A 16,962-nucleotide genomic window follows, 5' to 3' on the forward strand; every position below is an offset into this window, starting at 1 on the left:
CCGGTGCCGGAACAAGCGCCGCGCCCGTACCTGCCGTGCCTGCAACGGCACCGGCCTGCGCCAGCGTCTGGGCTGGCAGGTCTGGGTCTACCTGACCCGCTTCGGACGTGCCCGATGAACGCCCTTCACGCCTACGCGGTTGCCGCCGCTGACCACGGCTGGCACGTCTTCCCGCTCACTCCGAACGCGAAGACCCCGCTCCGCGGCTTCACCGCATGGGAGAAGCACGCCACCACCGACCGCGACCTGATCGGCCGGTGCTGGGGCGCGAACCCGTTCAACATCGGCATCGCGTGCGGCCCGTCCCGCCTGGTGGTCGTCGACCTGGACCGGCCGAAGCCTGGGGCCATGCCGCCGGAGCCGTTCGACGAACCCGGTGTCAACGATGGCGCCGACGCCCTGGCCCTGCTCTGCGAACGAGTCGGTCAGCCGCTCCCGTTCGACACCTTCACCGTCCGCACCCGCAACGGAGGAACCCACCTGTACTTCACCGCGCCAATCGGCCTCGTGCTCGGTAACACCGCCGGACGGCTGGGCTGGCTCATCGACACCCGCGCCAGCGGCGGCTACGTGGTCGGCCCCGGCAGCAACGTCCCGACCCCTGGAGAGACCGGCGAATACGAGGTGACCAACGCCATCGCCTTGGCGGAACTCCCGGCCTGGCTGGCCTCCCGGCTCACCGAGAAGCCGCCAGCACTTCGGAACGCCCCGGCGTCTCTGGGAGGTGATCAGGCGACCCGCTACGCCTGGCGTGCGCTCCACGGAGAGACCGAGCGCCTGTTCAGCGCCGGACCCGGTACCCGCAACAGCACGCTCAACGAGGCCGCGTTCGCCCTGGGCCAGCTCATCGCGAACGGCTTGCTCCCGCGCCACCTGGTGGAGGGCGCTCTCCAAGAGGCCGCCGAAACCATCGGCCTGCCCGCCCACGAGGCCGCCACGACCATCCGCTCAGGCTTGACCGCCGGAGCCCGCACGCCACGCCGGGACGCACGATGACTAACACACCCGCAGAGCGCGCAACAGCCCTGCTCTCCAACCACAACGCCGACCAGGTGCTCACCGCGATGCACGCTCAGCCCTGGGACACCCCGGTTCCGCTGGCCGCGCGCGGCGCACTGCCGGCCTTTCCCGCGAAGGCCCTCCCGTCCTGGGCCGGAGCATTCACCTCCGCCCTGGCCGAAGAGACGCAGACCCCGGTTGATCTGGCCGGATGCATCGTGCTCGCCGCACTGTCGACCGCCGCCGGGGGTCGCGCGCTGGTCAACGTGCGCGGTAGCTGGTGCGAGCCGGTGAACCTGTTCGTGGTCGTCGCGATGCCGCCTGGCTCACGCAAGTCACCGGTGTTCCGGGCGATCGTTGCGCCGCTCCAGGCGGCCGAGAGGGCGCTTCAGGAGCAGGTTCGCCCGCTCATCACTGAGGCCGAGCTGGCGCGCAAGGTCGCCCAAGAGTCCGCCGACAAAGCCGCCCGCGTGGCCGCCTCCGCACGCGGCGACGCCTCAGGCGAAGCTCTGGCCGAGGCGACCAGCGCAGCCCTGGCCGTCGACGGCATCACCGTCCCGGCCGAACCACGCCTGATCGCGGATGACATCACGCCGGAGGCCGCCGCGAGCCTGCTCGCCGAACAGGGCGGGCGGCTGGCCGTGCTGTCGGCCGAGGGCGGCATCTTCGCCACCCTGGCCGGACGCTACTCCGGTGTCGCCAATCTGGACCTGTTCCTCAAGGGCCACGCGGGTGACCTGCTGATCGTCGACCGGCGAAGCCGCCGGGAGCGCGTCGACCACGCCGCGCTGACCCTGGGCCTGGCCGTCCAGCCCGACATCGTCACCGAGATCGCCAGCTCACCCGGGTTTCGCGGCAAGGGCCTGCTCGGACGCATCCTCTACAGCCTGCCGACCAGCAACGTCGGTTACCGGCTGATCGATCCGCCCGCCGTCCCCGAACAGGTCGCGGCAGAATACGCGGCCAGTCTGGGGCGGCTCGTCACCGAGATGTACGGCTGGCAAGACCCGGCCCGCCTGGTCCTGTCGCCGGAGGCGGCTGACCTGTTCCGTGCTCAACGGGAGCGCACGGAACCCCGGCTCCGTCCCGACGCCGGAGACCTGGCGCACATCAGCGACTGGGCCGCGAAGTTCGACGGCGCGGTGGCCCGGATCGCCGGCCTGCTCCATCTGGCTGCCCACATCGGCGACGGCTGGCGTAAGCCCATCGCCGCCGACACGATGACGGCCGCGATCGAGCTGGGCGAGTACTTCACCGCCCACGCCCTGGCCACCTTCGACGCCATGGGCCAAGACCCCGGCGTCGAGGCCGCCCGCACCGTCCACGCCTGGCTCACCAAGACCAGGCCCGAGCGGTTCACCCGTCGCGACGCTCACCGCGCGCTCCAGCGCAAGTTCAAGAAGGCCGCCGACCTGGACCCGGCCTTCGACCTGCTGGAGCAGTCCGGCTGGATCCGCCGCGAACCCGACCCAACTACTAGCAGGGGCAACCCCTCACCCCGCTACGCCGTGCACCCTGACCTGCACCGCTCGGCCTGAGGAGACGCCAATGCCCACGCCTCGCATGCTCACCCTCGTCGACCTCTGCGAAGAGCTCCAGATCAGCCGCAGCACCTTCTACGACTGGCGCGCCAAGGGCCGCGCCCCCAAGTGCCTCAAGCTCCCCAACGGCGACCTGCGCATTCGCCGTGCCGACCTGGACCGCTGGCTCGACGCCCGAGAGGACAACGCCTGATGCCCGACATCACGTACAAGGTCCGGGTCTTCAAGACCGAGGTCAGGAAGACGGCGGCTGGAAAGGTCACGTCCTACCGAGTCCAGTGGCAGACCGAAGGCCGCAAGATCTGGAAGAAGTCCTTTCCTTTGGCGGCCCAAGCCGAGACGTACAGAAGCAGCCTGATCACGGCGGCACGAAATGGCGAGGCATTCAGCCTGGTCACGGGAGAACCCGTTTCCTGGACCCGGACGAAAACCCCGGAAATGACCTGGCACGCGTTCCTCTGCAAGTACGTCGACATGAAGTGGAAGAGCGCATCGGCCAACTACCGCCAGGTCATCGCCCGCGCCCTGACGGCCGCCACACCAGCCATGTTCACCACGCAGCGGGGCAAGCCGAACGATAAAGCGATCCGTTCAGCGCTCCACCGCTACGCCTTCAACACCCAACAGCGGGAGACCGCGACCGGCGACGTGGCGGACACGCTGAAGTGGCTGGCCGACCACAGCAAGCCGATATCGGCTCTGACCGATGCCAGCCTCGTACGCGACGTCCTCGATAAGGCGACGTCCACGATCACCGGCACCCGGGCCGCACCGAACACCGTGAGAAAGCACCGCCTGATCGTCTCCAACGCACTCGACTACGCCGTGGAGTTGAAGCTCCTGGAGAGCAACCCGCTCAAGGCACTCAACTGGAAGCCGCCAAAGAGCACCTACGAGGTTGACCGAGCCAGCGTGATCAACCACGCCCAGGCTCGCCAACTCCTGGAGGCCCTGCGCGAACAGCAGCCGAGCGGCCCCCGCCTCGTGGCGTTCTTCGCCGTCATGTACTACGCGGGCCTACGCCCCGAAGAAGCGGTCAATCTCCGCACGGACAACGTGATCCTCCCCGAACTCGAAGAAGGTGAGGAAGAAGGCTGGGGAGAACTCCACTTCAAGAAGGCCGCGCCCTACGCCGGACGAGAATGGACCGACACCCGCACGATCCGGGAAGAACGCTCCCTCAAGCACCGTCCCGACGGCCATTCGAGGACCGTTCCGACACCACCAGCACTCACCGCAATTCTCCGCGCCCACCTAACCGACTACCCGAACGGACCGGATAGCCGCATCTTCTTCGGCGTGCGCGGCAACGAACTCTCGCACGTCACCTACCGGCGAGCCTGGAAAGCAGCCCGCACGCAAGCCCTGACCGCAGCCCAGGCCGCTTCGGCCCTGGCCAAGCGCCCCTACGACCTCCGCCACGCGTGCGTCTCCACCTGGCTCAACGCAGGCGTCCCAGCAACCCAGGTAGCCCAGTGGGCAGGCCACAGTGTGGAAGTCCTGCTCCGGATCTACGCCAAGTGCGTCACCGGACAGGACGCCGTCGCACGTCAGCGCATCGCAGCAGCCCTCGCCGCAGACTAAATCCGTGGGTAAGAACTGGGTAAGAACACCCGTAAACGATCAGCTTTAGCCGATCACACCCGGACACAAGAAAGAGCCCTGAACCTGCATCCGTGCAGGTCAGGGCCTCTTTTATTGGTGCCCCCGATAGGATTCGAACCTACGACACCAGGTTTAGGAAACCTGTGCTCTATCCCCTGAGCTACGGGAGCCGACCCCCCAAGCCTAGCGAAACCAGAGCCCCCCGCGCGCCACCCAACCCCCCTCAAGGTCATCCCCGTCAAAGGTAAAGCTAGGACAACCCCCACCACCCACCAGATCAAGAGGTGATGGGCTCGCCCACGTGAACCGAGGACGCCGGCCCGGCAGCCGCGCACTCCGCCCCATGGTCCTGCTGGCCGCCCTGCTGGCCCCAGCCGTCCTGGCCTTAGGCTTATTCGTCGCCGAACTGACGGAATTCGGCGTCCCTCCCTACCTGCGCGCGAGACCCGCGGTCCCCCCGGTCTTCATGGCCCCCACCCCGCTCCCGCGCCCCCTGACGCCGGACCGCCTCTACGAGGGCAGGGTCCCCGCCCCGCAAAAGAAGCGTCCCAAGCGCCAACCCCCCCAAGCGAGGGTCGTAGCAGCCCCAGAGGCCAAGCACCCCCCCACGACAACGAGAACCCCCGAACCGCCCAAAAAGCACCACCCCCCAGAGGTAAGAGCGGCCTGCCCCGACGAGTGGACGGACACCTGGCTCTGGGAGCTCTGCCAGGAGGAAGCCCGCAAACCAGCCTGAAACAGCACAGTCCACCAGCAAGAACGGTCCACAAAGCCCATTCGGCATAAGACACGCCAATCGGTATGTAACGGCTCCAACGACTCGGGCACGACCACGCATCCTGCTGTAGTAACGTGCCTCCCTGACCGAGGTCACGAATTCGCAAACGGAGGGGTCGAAGCGTGCCTACTCCTCGATCAGCGGGACTGGTCGCGGCCGTCATGCTGGTGTTCTCCCTGGTCCAGGTGGGGAGTGCGCAGGCGGCGCAGAAGAAGGAGCCCGCCACGCTGACCGAGCTGCGGCGGTCCGCAGAAGAGGCGGCCAAGGGGATCGAGTCGGCGACCAAGGCGCTGGTGGCGCGGCAGAAGGAGTTCGACACCTCCAACAAGCAGCTCGAGTCGAAGCTCACCGAGCTGCGCACGGCCGACGAGGAGCTCGCGCGCATCCGGCAGCCGATGTCCGACCTGATCGAGGGCATGTACCAGAACCCGATCAGCCGGAACATGGGCTCCCTCATGACCAGCACGAACGGCGAGGCGTCGCTGCGGGCGATGAGTGACGTCCAGCAGCTGATCGCCGGGCGCAACATCGTGGTCGAAGACGCCACGCGCCTGTTCCAGGATCGCGAGCGCCTGGCGGGAGAGGCGCAGGAGCTCCGGGCGACCAAGCTCCTGCAGGAGGCCCAGCTCACGTTCGAGATCGACACACTCCGGAAGCAGTCGCAGAAGACCGTCAAATCCCTCACGTCCGCACTCGCGAAGCTCGGCGTGAAACGCGGCGGCGGCGCATGCGACCCGACGAGGGTCGTCCTCGCCGAGGAGTACGCGAACGGCCTGCTCCCCACCAACGTGCTCTGCCCGCTGCCCTTCAAGGGCGAGGAACTCCGCGCCGACGCCGCGATCGCCTTCGCCGACCTCAATTTGGCGTACAAGAAGCGCTTCGGCGAACCCCTCTGCGTCGTCGACAGCTACCGCAGCCTCCGCGACCAGCAGATCGTCTACTACCAGCGCCCCGGCCTGGCCGCCATCCCCGGCCGCAGCAACCACGGACTCGGCCTCGCGATCGACTTCTGCGGCCCTATCCGCGTGTACAAATCCACCGAATTCGTCTGGCTCGAACAGAACGGCAAACAGTTCGGCTGGATCCACCCCGACTGGGCCTACGTGAACCCCTTCGAACCCTGGCACTGGGAATACGACCCCAAGGTCGGATCCCTCCTCTAAAACCCCAAACTTCTTTCTTCCGTTACGGCTCCCGCCTACCCCAACCCCGACCACCGCCCCCGGTACTCACCGCGGCCGGCGCCAACCGGCCGCCCTCCGCCTCTCCCCGCAACGGCGACAGCCTGGCCAAACGACGCGCCATACAAACGCCATGGCTATGCGTGAACGGATGGATGGCGAACGGCGAGCACTCGCCCTCAGGCACGCCGACTCCACCCCAGCGCAACGGGGCGCCTACTTAACGGCGATGGGTCGCGAGCCTGCCGACTCCACCTGTCGTCCTAACGCGGATGGATCGCGAACGACAACCGCGCCCCGGCCTGAGCCCGAGCCAACGACGTGGCCTGACCGGTCGTCGTAGCGAGCACGAGCAGCCCGCCCTCCTCCGACTGCGCCTTCGTCAGCACGGTCACCCGCTCCGCCGCCGTCTCAGCGTGAGTCTCGTAAGCGGCCAACACGTCGATCACATCCCCCGACGTCACCAGCCCGGCAGCATCGGCGTCCTCGACCCGCACCGGCGTCGCGACCAGCCCAGGCGTGGCCCCGGCCAGCAGCCCACCACCCAGCAGTCGGGCATCGGTCAGCACCTCCCCCCGCCGAGCAGGCGCCGTCAACACCCTCCCGGCAACGGAAGCCCCGGCAGCCAGATACCCATCAGGCAACGCCGAGGACGGCAGCCGAACCGTCGCGAGATCACCGGCCGCCAGCCGCCCACCGGAAAGATCACGACTAGCGACCAGAACGTCCACCCCAGACGGAGCCCGTACAGACACCAGCGTTCCCGCCACCGCCACCCCGAGCAGAACAGCGGAGATCAGCCGACGACGCTTGGCGAGCACCCGAGCCCACCGCGCCGGCACCGCGACACGCATCAGAACACTCCAAGACAAGAAGGATGGGCAACACCCGACACCGCCGCCCCCTCGGGTCGCCGCAACAAAAGACGGCGATATCGCCGCGATAAATGGGGCGGCTCGGGCTCGAGACCGTGCTTTCAGACCCTCATCGGCCTACTTGGCCTACCTACGGCCACCGTTCGAGGTGCCACAGAACGATCTACCAAGTCCTGTGGCACCGCTACCTCAGCTGCCGCGAGCACAACGAATCCCCAGTTCACAGAGCACCGCGACGACTTAGCACCACGCCGTTCGCACCACGACGACTCAACGCGACGCCGCAGCACGACGTTTCAGGTCGCCCCGCCCAGCACTTCGCACCAAAGCGACGTCCCAGTCATGTCGCACCACGACGACTCGGCACGACACCAGAGAACGATGTCTCAGGCCGCATCGCACCGCCGCGACCCAGCACGCCGGACAAAGCGACGCCCCAGTCATGTCGCACCACGACGACTCAGCGCGACGCCAGAGAACGACGCCTCAGGTCGCCCCTCACTACGACGCGACCAGCACAAACAGCCCCAGCCAACCGCCTACGGCAGTTCGAACGGCAGCTTGATCCCATCAAGGGCGTTCCCGCAGGCGCACGCACGTTCCTCCGGCAACCCCGCCACCACCTGCCCCACCAGTGACCGCATCCGTTCCACGTTGGCCGCGAAGAAGGCCATCACCTCTTCATGGGTGACCCCCTGGCCCACATCCACCCCGGCGTCGTGATCGGTCACCAGGGACATCGACGTGTAGCAGAGCGCCAGTTCCCGGGCCAGCACCGACTCGGGAAACCCGGTCATCCCCACGATGGTCCCGCCCATGCTGGTGAACCACCGCGACTCCGCCCGGGTCGAGAACCGGGGGCCCTCGATCACCACGAGGGTGCCGCCGTCGGCGACCTCCCACCCGGCGGCGTGCGCCGCGGTCACGGCGGTGGTGCGGCCATCTGGACAATAGGGGTCGGCGAGGGACACGTGCACCGCGCCGCCCGCGTCGTAGAAGGTCTGGATGCGCCCGGAGGTACGGTCGATCAGCTGGTCGGGGACGACCAGGGCGCCGGGGCCGAGTTCGGCCCGCAGGGAGCCCACGGCGCTGGGGGCGAGGATCTGGCGCACGCCGAGGCTCCGCAGCGCCCACAGGTTGGATCGGTAGGGGATGCGATGCGGCGGGAAACTGTGCCCCCGCCCGTGGCGGGGCAGGAAGGCGACGCTGCGCCCGCCGATGCGCCCGACCGTCACCTTGTCGCTGGGAGGCCCGTAGGGGGTCGCGACATCGATCTCCTCGGCGTCGTCGAGCAGGGAGTAGAACCCTGAACCGCCGATGACACCGATGTCTGCACGATTGACCATGGCGCCGACCCTAGCGCCCCCGGACCCACCCGGTGAGGCCCTATGCCGCTTCCTGTGGACAACCTGCGTCGTTGCAGGTCAGGCCGCTGGAGTGCTCGCCGGAGTGGTGCTGGTGGTGCTCGGGGTGCTCGTCTCGGCGGGCTTGCTCTCCGTCGCCGGCTTGGACGGCGAGGACGTGGTCGTGGACGACGTCGTCGACGAGCGGTTGTCGGTGCGGTAGAAGCCCGAGCCCTTGAACACGATGCCCACCGCGTTGAACACCTTGCGGAGGCGGCCCGCGCACGCGGGGCACTCGGTCAGGGCGTCGTCGGTGAACTTCTGGACGACTTCGAGCTGCTCACCACAATTGGTGCAGGCGTACTGGTAGGTGGGCACGCGGTCCTCCTCAGTGACTTGGCACTCGGCCCAAGTGACTGCTAAATGATAAGGCAACTGGCAAGCTGCAACGTTGCCGTGGGGGAGTTTAGTCCCCTGTCTCCCCATACCAGCCTGCGAGTTTGCCCCTACGACTCACCGCACGCAGCCGCTTTTCGACGGTTCTGCGGGCTGACGCGGTGGTCACGACGAGGAGCTGGTCGTCGCGCCGGAGCCGGGTGCTGCCGTCGGGGACGAACGAGTGGCCGTCTCTGACGACCATGGTCACGGCCGCGTCCGAGGGCAGGCGCAGCTCGAAGACCTCGACGCCGTGCAGCTTCGACTCCTGCGGGATGCGGACCTGGAGCAGGTCGGCGTTGAGTTCCTCCAGGGGCGCGGCCTCCACGTCGAGATCACGCGCCTCCCCGTCGGCCGACAGGCCGAGCACCCGGGCCAGGAACGGCAGGGTCGGGCCCTGGATCAGGGTGAACACCACGACGACCACGAAGACCTCGTTGAACAGCTCCTTCGCGTGGGGCACCCCGGCGGCCCAGGGGATGGTGGCCAGGACGATCGGCACCGCGCCGCGCAGGCCGGCCCACGAGAGGAAGACCTGTTCGCGCCAGGTGACCCGGTCGATCCTGATCAGGCGGACCGCCCACGACGAAAGCACCACCGAGATCGGGCGGGCCAGCAGGACCAGCGCCAGGCCGGCGACCAGGCCGGGGATGATCTGGCTCGGCAGCTCCGACGGGCTGACCAGCATGCCGAGCATCACGAACAGGCCGATCTGGGCCAGCCAGGCCGTTCCTTCGGCGAAACCCCTGGTCGCGGCCCGGTGGGGGAGGCGGCTGTTGCCGATGATCAGGGTGGCGACGTACACGGAAAGGAAGCCTGAGGCGTGGAGGCTGACCGCGCCGCTGTAGGCGATGAAGGCCACCGCGAGGACGGCGATCGGGTAGAGGCCCGAGGCGGGCAGGGCGACCCTTCTGAGCGCGTACGCGGCGATGGGTCCGGCGGCGCAGCCGACGGCGGCGCCCGCGGTGAGTTCCCACAGAGAGGTGCCCAGAACGTTCCACATGGACGGCATGGGCTCGCTGATCTGGCTCAACATCACGACGACGATCACCGTGGGGGCGTCGTTGAAGCCCGACTCGGCCTCCAGGGTGCCGGCCAGGCGCGGCGGCAGCGGGAGGCGGCGCAGCACGCTGAAGACCGCCGCGGCGTCGGTCGAGGCGAGGATCGCGCCCAGCAGGAGCGCCGAGCGCCAGTCGAGCCCGAGGAACCCGAAGACGGCCAGGGCCAGCACGATGATGCTGATCGCCACACCGAGCGTCGCCAGTACCAAGGCCGTCGGCACGGCCTTGCGCACGTGTTCCCAGTTGGTGGTCAGGCCGCCCTCGGCCAGGATGACCGCCAGCGCGATCAGCCCGAGCTGCTTGGCCAGCTCGGCGTTCTCGAAATGGACGCCGAGGCCCGATTCGCCGAGGGCGACGCCCAGGGCCAGATAGAGCAGCAGTGACGGCAGACCGGTGCGGTGGGCGACTCTGACCGAGATCACGGCCGCCAGGACGATCACGGCGGAGAGGAGGAGCCATCCGTCGAGATCCAGGCGCACAAGGTCTCCTTTCAGGATTTATGCGGATTCTGTCACAGGGATCACACGAACCCCTGACGGTGCCGCCACGTACCTCACCCGCTGATCATGCGGCTCGGCCGGTACGCCCGGACGCAGCTCGCCCTCGTGCAGGAGGGCGACGGTCGGCACATTGGGGCCGACTCTGGCCAGGGCTCTGTCGTAGGAGCCACCGCCTCGCCCGAGGCGTACACCCGAATCGGGGTCTACGGCGAGCGCCGGGACGATGACCAGCGCGGCCGTGCGGATCGTGTCCACGCCGCGCCGGGTGTCGACCGGTTCCATGATGCCGTGGCGGCCGGGCGCCAGGGTGTCGGGACCGTCGTAGACCGCCCAGTCGAGGTCGTTGTCGTCGCGCAGCACCGGCAGGATCACCGTCGCGCCGTGTTTCCACAGGGCGAAGACGAGACCTTCCGTGGAAGGTTCCGTTCCGGTCGACCAATAACAGGCGACGAGGCCGGCCATCTGGACCCATGGCTGGTCAAGCAGGGTTTCCCTGACCCGGCGAGCGCTCTCACGGCGGTCGGCCGCGTCCATGATGGAACGTTCACGCAGAATTTCACGCCTCAGCTCGAACTTGTCCAAAGGGGCCTCCACTAGCCTTCACTCATGGGTGCTGACTTCGACTCCGTCACCAAAGCCGTCGTCCCCGCCGCCGGTCTCGGGACGCGCTTCCTCCCCGCGACCAAGGCCACTCCGAAGGAGATGCTGCCGATCGTCGACAAACCGGCGATCCAGTATGTCGTTGAGGAGGCCGTGTCGGCTGGGCTGCTCGACGTGCTGATGGTCACCGGGCGCAACAAACGATCGATTGAAGACCATTTCGACGTCGCCGCCGAGCTGGAGGGCGCGCTCCGGGCGAAGGGTGACGAGAAGCGCCTGTCGCAGATTCAGGAACCCGTCGACCTCGCGACCATGCACTACGTGCGCCAGGGCGAGCCGAAGGGCCTCGGCCACGCCGTGCTCTGCGCCAAGCAGCACGTCGGTGACGAGCCGTTCGCCTGCCTGCTGGGCGACGACATCATCGACCCCAACGACCCCCTGCTCAAGCGCATGATCGAGGTCCGCCAGCAGCGCGGCGGCAGCGTCATCGCGCTCATGGAGGTCCCCGAGGAGCAGGTCTCCCAGTACGGCTGCGCCGCCATCGAGTTCACCGACGAAGACGACGTCGTGCGGATCACCGACCTGGTCGAGAAGCCCCCGAAAGAGGAGGCCCCGTCCAACTGGGCCATCATCGGGCGCTACGTGATCGACCCGGCCGTTTTCGAGGTGCTGGAGAAGACCCCGCCCGGCCGCGGCGGCGAGATCCAGCTCACCGACGCGCTGCGCACCCTCGCCGGCAGCACCCCCGAAGAGGGCGGCCCGGTCTACGGCGTTCTGTTCCGTGGACGCCGCTTCGACACCGGTGACAAGCTCCAGTACCTCCAGACCGTGGTGGAGTTCGCGGCGCGGCGAGAGGACCTCGCCCCCGACTTCCTGCCGTGGCTGCGAGAATTCCTGGATGAGGCACAGCCCTAGCGATCTCAAACCGGTCGATCGGCACCTCGCCGACATCCTGGCGACCGTTCGCCCCCTCGTCCCGCTCGAACTCGATCTCGAGCGGGCGCTGGGGTCGGTGCTCGCCGAAGACGTGACCGCGCCGGTCGACCTGCCGCCCTTCGACAACTCGGCGATGGACGGCTACGCGGTCGTGGCAACAGACCTCGCGAACGCGCCGGTCACGCTGCCGGTCACCGAGGACATCGCCGCGGGCGACACCCACCCGCGCGCCATCGGGCCCGGCCTGGTGGCGCGCATCATGACCGGGGCACCGCTCCCGGCGGGTGCCGACACGGTCGTCCCGGTCGAATACACCGACGGCGGCACCGCGAACGTGGTTGTCCACAAGCAGGTCGAGCGGGGCAACGCGATCCGCAGATCCGGTGAGGATGTGCGGGTGGGAGAGGTGGTCCTGCCGGCGGGCACGCGCATCGGCGCGGCCCAGATCGGCATGCTCGCGGGGGTGGGGCGGCGCCGGGTGACGGTCCGTCCGGTGCCCCGGGTCGCCGTGATCTCGACGGGCACCGAACTGGCCGAGCCCGGAACCCCTCTTGGGTACGGCCAGATCTGGGAGTCCAACAGTTTCATGCTGGCCGCCGCGGTCCGCGAGGCCGGTGGTGAGGCCTTCCGCGCGGGCGCGGTGACCGACGACCCCCGCGTGTTCATGGAGACGCTCGACGCGCAGCTCGTCCGGGCCGACGCGGTGATCACCAGCGGCGGCGTCTCGATGGGCGCCTACGAGCCGGTGAAAGAGGGCCTGAGCCCGCTCGGCACCGTGCGCTTCGAGAAGGTCGCCATGCAGCCCGGCATGCCCCAGGGCTTCGGCGTGGTCGGCGACGACCAGATCCCGATCTTCACCCTGCCGGGCAATCCGGTCTCGTCCTATGTCTCCTTCGTCCTGTTCGTGCGGCCCGCACTCCGCCGGATGCAGGGCCTGCCCGCTTCGCCGGTGGAACCGGTCCGCGTCGTCCTCGGGGCGGATGTGCGCTCGCCGCTGGGCCGCCGCTCCTATCTACGCGCCGTCCTCACCGGGGCTTCCGTCGTTCCGGCGCGCGGCCAGGGTTCCCACCAGCTCGCGGCTCTGGCCTCGGCCAACGCGCTGATCGTGGTGCCCGAAGACGTCACCGAGATCCCCAAGGGCAAGACTGTGGAGGTGATCGCGCTGTGAACCTCTCCCACCTCGACGAATCGGGCAGGGCCCGCATGGTCGACGTGTCGAAAAAACCCGTCTCTGTCCGTACGTCGACCGCCTCCGGTCGCGTCCTCCTCTCAGAGGAGGCCGTGGCCATTCTTCGATCGGGTGACACCCCGAAGGGCGACGCCCTCGGAGTGGCCCGGATCGCCGGGATCATGGGCGCCAAGAAGACCCCCGACCTGATCCCGCTCTGCCACCCGATCGCCCTGCACGGTGTCCAGGTCTCGCTGGAGATCGTCGACGAGGGCGTGGAGATCACCGCCCGCGTGAAGACGGCCGACAAGACGGGCGTCGAGATGGAGGCCCTGACGGCCGTCACCGTCGCCGCCCTGGGCCTGATCGACATGATCAAGGCCGTCGACCCGGCTGCGGTGATCACCGACGTTCGCGTGGACGAGAAGACCGGTGGCAAGACCGGCGACTGGCGGCGTCCATGATCCGCGCTCTCGTCATCACCGCCTCGAACCGCGCCGCCGACGGCGTCTACGAAGACCGCTCCGGGCGGATCCTGCACGGCCTGCTGGAGGAGTCCGGCTGCGCGGTCGACGGGCCGGTGGTGGTCCACGACGGTGAACCGGTGTATGAAGCGTTGGTGAAGGGTCTCGAGGGAACATACGACGTCATCGTCACCACCGGCGGCACCGGTCTCACCCCGACCGACCGGACCCCGGAGATGACGGCGCGGGTCCTCGACCGGGAGATCCCCGGCATCGCCGAGGCGATCAGGCAGGTCAACCGGGAGAAGGTGCCGACCTCGGTCCTCTCCCGCGGCCTGTCCGGACAGGCGGGCACCACCTTGGTCGTCAACCTGCCCGGATCATCCGGCGGAGTACGCGACGGCATGGCCGTCCTCGGCCCGATCCTGGGCCACGTGGTCGACCAGATCCGGGGCGGTGACCACCGCGTCTGATGGCGTGATTCGGTGAACAAGAGGGATGATTGACAAGTGGATCGACTTCGCGGCTGGCCCGCGACCCTTGCGGAGGGCCCCGTGGGGCTCCGGCCGCTCCGTCTCCGCGACGTGCGCGTCTGGCGGGAGACCCGCCTGCGCAACGCCGACTGGCTGCGCCCCTGGGAACCCAGCAACCCCGAGACGCCCCTGTTCCGCACCGGCCTCAGCCCCTACGTCTCCATGGTCGGCACGCTCCGCAGAGAGGCCAGGCAGGGCCTCGCGCTGCCGTGGGTGGTGACGTACAACGGCGCCTTCGCCGGCCAGCTCACCGTCGGCGCGATCGTCTGGGGCTCGGCCCGCTCCGCCCAGGTCGGCTACTGGGTCGACGGAGCCCTGGCGGGCCGTGGCATCACCCCCACCGCCCTGGCCATGGCCGTCGACCACTGCTTCTTCACCACCGGCCTCCACCGCCTGGAGGCCAACATCCGCCCCGAGAACCACGCCAGCCGCCGCGTCGTCGAGAAACTGGGCTTCCGCGAGGAAGGCGTACGCCGAAAGCAACTGCACATCGACGGAGCGTGGCGAGACCACATCTGCTACGCCTTGACCGTGGAGGATGTGCCGAGGGGCCTGCTCGTCCAGTGGAGAAGAGCCCGAGACGCGTCCAAAGCACGTCACGGAGAGTCCCCCTAGGCGCCAACAGGTTTGACGATCTCGCGACACACCGCACCGAATGCTCGTCAATCAGTGACACGCCGTCTTACGGTGCGTGACGTGAGCATGCAGGCGGGTCGAGATCAGGGGGAGAGCAGCCGATGAGCAGCGTCCTCCTCTATCTGGCCATCGTCGCGATGTGGCTCGGCGTTCTGGTCCCGATGTGGCTACGCCGCGACCGCTATGTCCTAATGGACGAAGACAAGGACACCACCGAGGGCGGCGACACCCTGATCGAGTCCCTTGATCAGGCCGTGGCCCCCACGACGACTTCGGAGGAGGAGGCCCCGGTGTCAGAACCCGCCGCGGCCTCCGACCCCCAGTTCGCGACCAAGCGAAGGCGGGCCAAGATCCGAGTACGCCGGCGACGGACCCTTCTCTGGTGCCTGGCCATGGTCCTCGTGTCCGGCCTGGCCGCTTCCCTTGGCGTGGTGGCGTGGTGGGGGGTCGCTCCGGCCGCACTTCTCCTCGGGCTTTATGTGCTCCTGTTGCGGGTGGCTTCCAAGCTTGAGGACGAGCAGCAGGACCTTGCGGCGCGGGTGCGGGCCGATCGGGTGCGACGGGCGCGGATGGAGGCTCGGCGGGCGGCTCAGGCGGCCCGGGAGGCCGAGATCATCGAGCTGGAGAAGAAGCGCGCGTTCGTGTTCGACCAGTACGCGGATCATCGGCGGGCTGTGGGGGACTAGGGCGTGGATGGCGCGAAGGGGTGCTGGAGTTTGGTAGCCTAGATCTCGTTCACGGGGCTATAGCGCAGTCCGGTAGCGCACTTCGTTCGCATCGAAGGGGTCTGGGGTTCAAATCCCCATAGCTCCACTCATGAACTTGCAGGTCAGAGGCCAGTTCCGCTTAGCGGGGCTGGCCTTTTTGATCTTCTGAGTGACAAACTGAGTGACTAGCAGGATCCGAGAGCGGCTTAGCGCTCTGGCCCGGTTCAGGGCGTGTGGCTCCGAGTGATCCAGCAGTGCCCCGTGGCGTGGCTGTTGGCGCTTCTGGGCTCCGCATTGGCTGACGCCCTGGGTTCTGCCCGATCGGCGGCTTAGCTCTCTTAGGCAGCCGCTGCTGCCCGCACGTCACATGGCTCGAACTCTAGACAGTAGAGGTGCCGTGACCTGCAGATCACGCATCGCCAACCCGTGGAAGAGATTGCGGACCAGGAGAGAAATCTTCGTACCAATATCCAGGCCGGTTGTATGGGTTGCGCAGCTGTCGAATCCGTGCTGCAGGCACAACCATAAAGAGGCCGCTATCTGGGTCGTAATTACAGACTATGCCAACGATTTCTCCTGTTGCTAAATCTGCTACTGGAGCGCCGCCAATAGTAATGCCGCGCGGCATGACGCCTTTTTGGCCAATGCCGTCGACTCTGATTCGGATGGCGCTTTCTCCTGAACCAACTACCTCGGATAGGCGCATCTCGAAATCGCTGGTTGAGTTCTGCGTGTAATGGGCGGTAGCCAGGCGGCTCCCCAGTGGGGGAGGTTGAGTGGCTAGGCTGACCTTTCTGGGGAGAAGAGATTTAGTCAATCTAAGTACGGCGAGCCCTGATTGCTCGGGGCCAGGATTTGGGTTGATGGGTTCGTTTTGAATGTTAATAGCTTGGTGGATGGTTTCTGTTTCGCTATCGCGGACTTCTATTCGCGCCTCAGGGGGAGCTAGCCAGTTGGCAGTAACAATAATTTCGTCTCGTGCCAGGAAGCCGCAGCCATGACGCATTCTTTTGTTGCCTTGTGGGTGCGAGAATATTTCAACAGTCACTGATCTGAGAACGGCCTCTTGAAGTCCGTTCAGTACGCTAATAGATGTCGGTGTGGAACTAGGAGTGCCCCCGTCCGCTGACAGCCAAAGCTGATGAAAGCGAGCAACCTCGGCCTCGGGGGCAGTGTCACGGATACGGCTTGCGAGATTTTCGACTAGCAGCTCTACGAGTCCCCACGAGGGAAGCCTAGGGCTCCTGAAGACATCGAAGATTCGGTTGTAAGTGCCGGCACCAAGGTCTTCTGCCAGCGTGCGAACGGAAGGACGCCCGGCTCTCTGATGAAGATCGTGGAGTGCTTCGTTGAGGACCCGCAGTGGGCCAGGAGCCAGGGCGGGGGGTGTCAGTCGTCCCATGCGTCGATCTCCCTGGTTATGCGGGAACGCCCAGTCTGTGTCGGACCACGAACATACCAGTGCGGGCCCGGACGGTTTGTCATATCTTGTTTGATGGCGTTAGAGATCGTCAGCCCCCTTGAAGTCTCCGAGATAGTGGAGTTGGAGCAAACAGCGCTTTGCCGATCTCTATCCCTGGAGTAGTTGTGGACACTTGGG

17 protein-coding genes and 2 tRNA genes are annotated in these 16,962 nt (G+C 67.4%); 12 read left to right on the top strand and 7 right to left on the bottom strand.

The window, feature by feature from the left end; all coding sequences use genetic code 11:
• Positions 1 to 114: 114 nt before the first annotated feature.
• The 4 genes from ACYQ78_RS21035 to ACYQ78_RS21050 are packed head-to-tail and all read left to right on the top strand — an operon-like array spanning position 115 to position 4,124.
• Positions 115 to 996 carry a bifunctional DNA primase/polymerase gene (locus tag ACYQ78_RS21035; RefSeq protein ID WP_459802580.1) on the top strand — a complete coding sequence of 294 codons (882 nt, stop codon included), beginning with the start codon at positions 115 to 117 and terminating at the stop codon, positions 994 to 996.
• Positions 993 to 2,537 carry a YfjI family protein gene (locus ACYQ78_RS21040; RefSeq protein WP_459802581.1) on the top strand — a complete coding sequence of 515 codons (1,545 nt, stop codon included), beginning with the start codon at positions 993 to 995 and terminating at the stop codon, positions 2,535 to 2,537. Before ACYQ78_RS21035 ends, ACYQ78_RS21040 begins: the two co-directional genes overlap by 4 nt.
• Positions 2,538 to 2,547: 10 nt before the next feature.
• Positions 2,548 to 2,733, top strand: a complete 186-nt coding sequence (locus tag ACYQ78_RS21045) for a helix-turn-helix transcriptional regulator (protein WP_459802582.1) — start codon at positions 2,548 to 2,550, stop codon at positions 2,731 to 2,733.
• Positions 2,733 to 4,124, top strand: coding sequence for a tyrosine-type recombinase/integrase (locus ACYQ78_RS21050; protein ID WP_459802583.1), 1,392 nt, complete (start codon positions 2,733 to 2,735; stop codon positions 4,122 to 4,124). Before ACYQ78_RS21045 ends, ACYQ78_RS21050 begins: the two co-directional genes overlap by 1 nt.
• A gap of 115 nt (positions 4,125 to 4,239) precedes the next feature.
• Here the strand turns inward: ACYQ78_RS21050 and ACYQ78_RS21055 are convergent.
• Positions 4,240 to 4,315, bottom strand: a tRNA-Arg gene (locus ACYQ78_RS21055).
• Positions 4,316 to 5,045: 730 nt separating this feature from the next.
• On the opposite strand from ACYQ78_RS21055, the gene ACYQ78_RS21060 reads away from it, so the two are divergent.
• Entirely contained in the window at positions 5,046 to 6,086 is a 1,041-nt protein-coding gene (locus ACYQ78_RS21060) for a D-alanyl-D-alanine carboxypeptidase family protein (protein ID WP_459802584.1), read from the top strand.
• Between the two features lie 281 nt (positions 6,087 to 6,367).
• On the opposite strand, the gene ACYQ78_RS21065 is transcribed toward ACYQ78_RS21060, so the two are convergent.
• From ACYQ78_RS21065 to ACYQ78_RS21085, 5 genes are all read right to left on the bottom strand, one after another.
• On the bottom strand, positions 6,368 to 6,976 hold the full coding sequence (locus ACYQ78_RS21065; RefSeq protein WP_459802585.1) for an SAF domain-containing protein: 609 nt from the start codon (positions 6,974 to 6,976) through the stop codon (positions 6,368 to 6,370).
• A 542-nt stretch (positions 6,977 to 7,518) separates the two neighbouring features.
• On the bottom strand, positions 7,519 to 8,325 hold the full coding sequence (locus ACYQ78_RS21070; RefSeq protein ID WP_459802586.1) for an S-methyl-5'-thioadenosine phosphorylase: 807 nt from the start codon (positions 8,323 to 8,325) through the stop codon (positions 7,519 to 7,521).
• A gap of 78 nt (positions 8,326 to 8,403) precedes the next feature.
• Entirely contained in the window at positions 8,404 to 8,700 is a 297-nt protein-coding gene (locus tag ACYQ78_RS21075; protein ID WP_459802587.1) for an FmdB family zinc ribbon protein, read from the bottom strand.
• 88 nt (positions 8,701 to 8,788) lie between these two features.
• Entirely contained in the window at positions 8,789 to 10,297 is a 1,509-nt protein-coding gene (locus ACYQ78_RS21080) for a potassium/proton antiporter (RefSeq protein ID WP_459802588.1), read from the bottom strand.
• Positions 10,298 to 10,315: 18 nt separating this feature from the next.
• Entirely contained in the window at positions 10,316 to 10,900 is a 585-nt protein-coding gene (locus ACYQ78_RS21085; RefSeq protein WP_459802589.1) for a 5-formyltetrahydrofolate cyclo-ligase, read from the bottom strand.
• Positions 10,901 to 10,924: 24 nt separating this feature from the next.
• Here ACYQ78_RS21085 and galU point away from each other — a divergent pair, with 24 nt between their 5' ends.
• The 7 genes from galU (at position 10,925) to ACYQ78_RS21120 (ending at position 15,468) form a co-directional block, all read left to right on the top strand.
• A complete protein-coding gene (gene galU, locus ACYQ78_RS21090; protein WP_459802590.1) occupies positions 10,925 to 11,833 on the top strand; it encodes a UTP--glucose-1-phosphate uridylyltransferase GalU in 909 nt (302 codons plus the stop codon).
• Positions 11,817 to 13,022 carry a molybdotransferase-like divisome protein Glp gene (gene glp, locus ACYQ78_RS21095; protein WP_459802591.1) on the top strand — a complete coding sequence of 402 codons (1,206 nt, stop codon included), beginning with the start codon at positions 11,817 to 11,819 and terminating at the stop codon, positions 13,020 to 13,022. Before galU ends, glp begins: the two co-directional genes overlap by 17 nt.
• A complete protein-coding gene (gene moaC, locus ACYQ78_RS21100; protein WP_459802592.1) occupies positions 13,019 to 13,486 on the top strand; it encodes a cyclic pyranopterin monophosphate synthase MoaC in 468 nt (155 codons plus the stop codon). The genes glp and moaC overlap by 4 nt, the downstream gene beginning before the upstream one ends.
• On the top strand, positions 13,483 to 13,959 hold the full coding sequence (locus tag ACYQ78_RS21105; protein ID WP_459802593.1) for a MogA/MoaB family molybdenum cofactor biosynthesis protein: 477 nt from the start codon (positions 13,483 to 13,485) through the stop codon (positions 13,957 to 13,959). Before moaC ends, ACYQ78_RS21105 begins: the two co-directional genes overlap by 4 nt.
• Positions 13,960 to 13,995: 36 nt before the next feature.
• Positions 13,996 to 14,634 (top strand): GNAT family N-acetyltransferase, encoded by a 639-nt coding sequence (locus ACYQ78_RS21110; RefSeq protein WP_459802594.1) that lies wholly within the window; start codon positions 13,996 to 13,998, stop codon positions 14,632 to 14,634.
• A 122-nt stretch (positions 14,635 to 14,756) separates the two neighbouring features.
• Positions 14,757 to 15,341 (top strand): divisome protein SepX/GlpR, encoded by a 585-nt coding sequence (gene sepX / locus ACYQ78_RS21115; RefSeq protein WP_459802595.1) that lies wholly within the window; start codon positions 14,757 to 14,759, stop codon positions 15,339 to 15,341.
• A gap of 53 nt (positions 15,342 to 15,394) precedes the next feature.
• A tRNA-Ala gene (locus ACYQ78_RS21120) sits at positions 15,395 to 15,468 on the top strand.
• Positions 15,469 to 15,771: 303 nt separating this feature from the next.
• Here ACYQ78_RS21120 and ACYQ78_RS21125 read toward each other — a convergent pair.
• Positions 15,772 to 16,410, bottom strand: a complete 639-nt coding sequence (locus ACYQ78_RS21125; protein ID WP_459802596.1) for a hypothetical protein — start codon at positions 16,408 to 16,410, stop codon at positions 15,772 to 15,774.
• Between the last annotated feature and the right edge of the window lie 552 nt (positions 16,411 to 16,962).

This window comes from Herbidospora sp. RD11066, assembly GCF_054661255.1.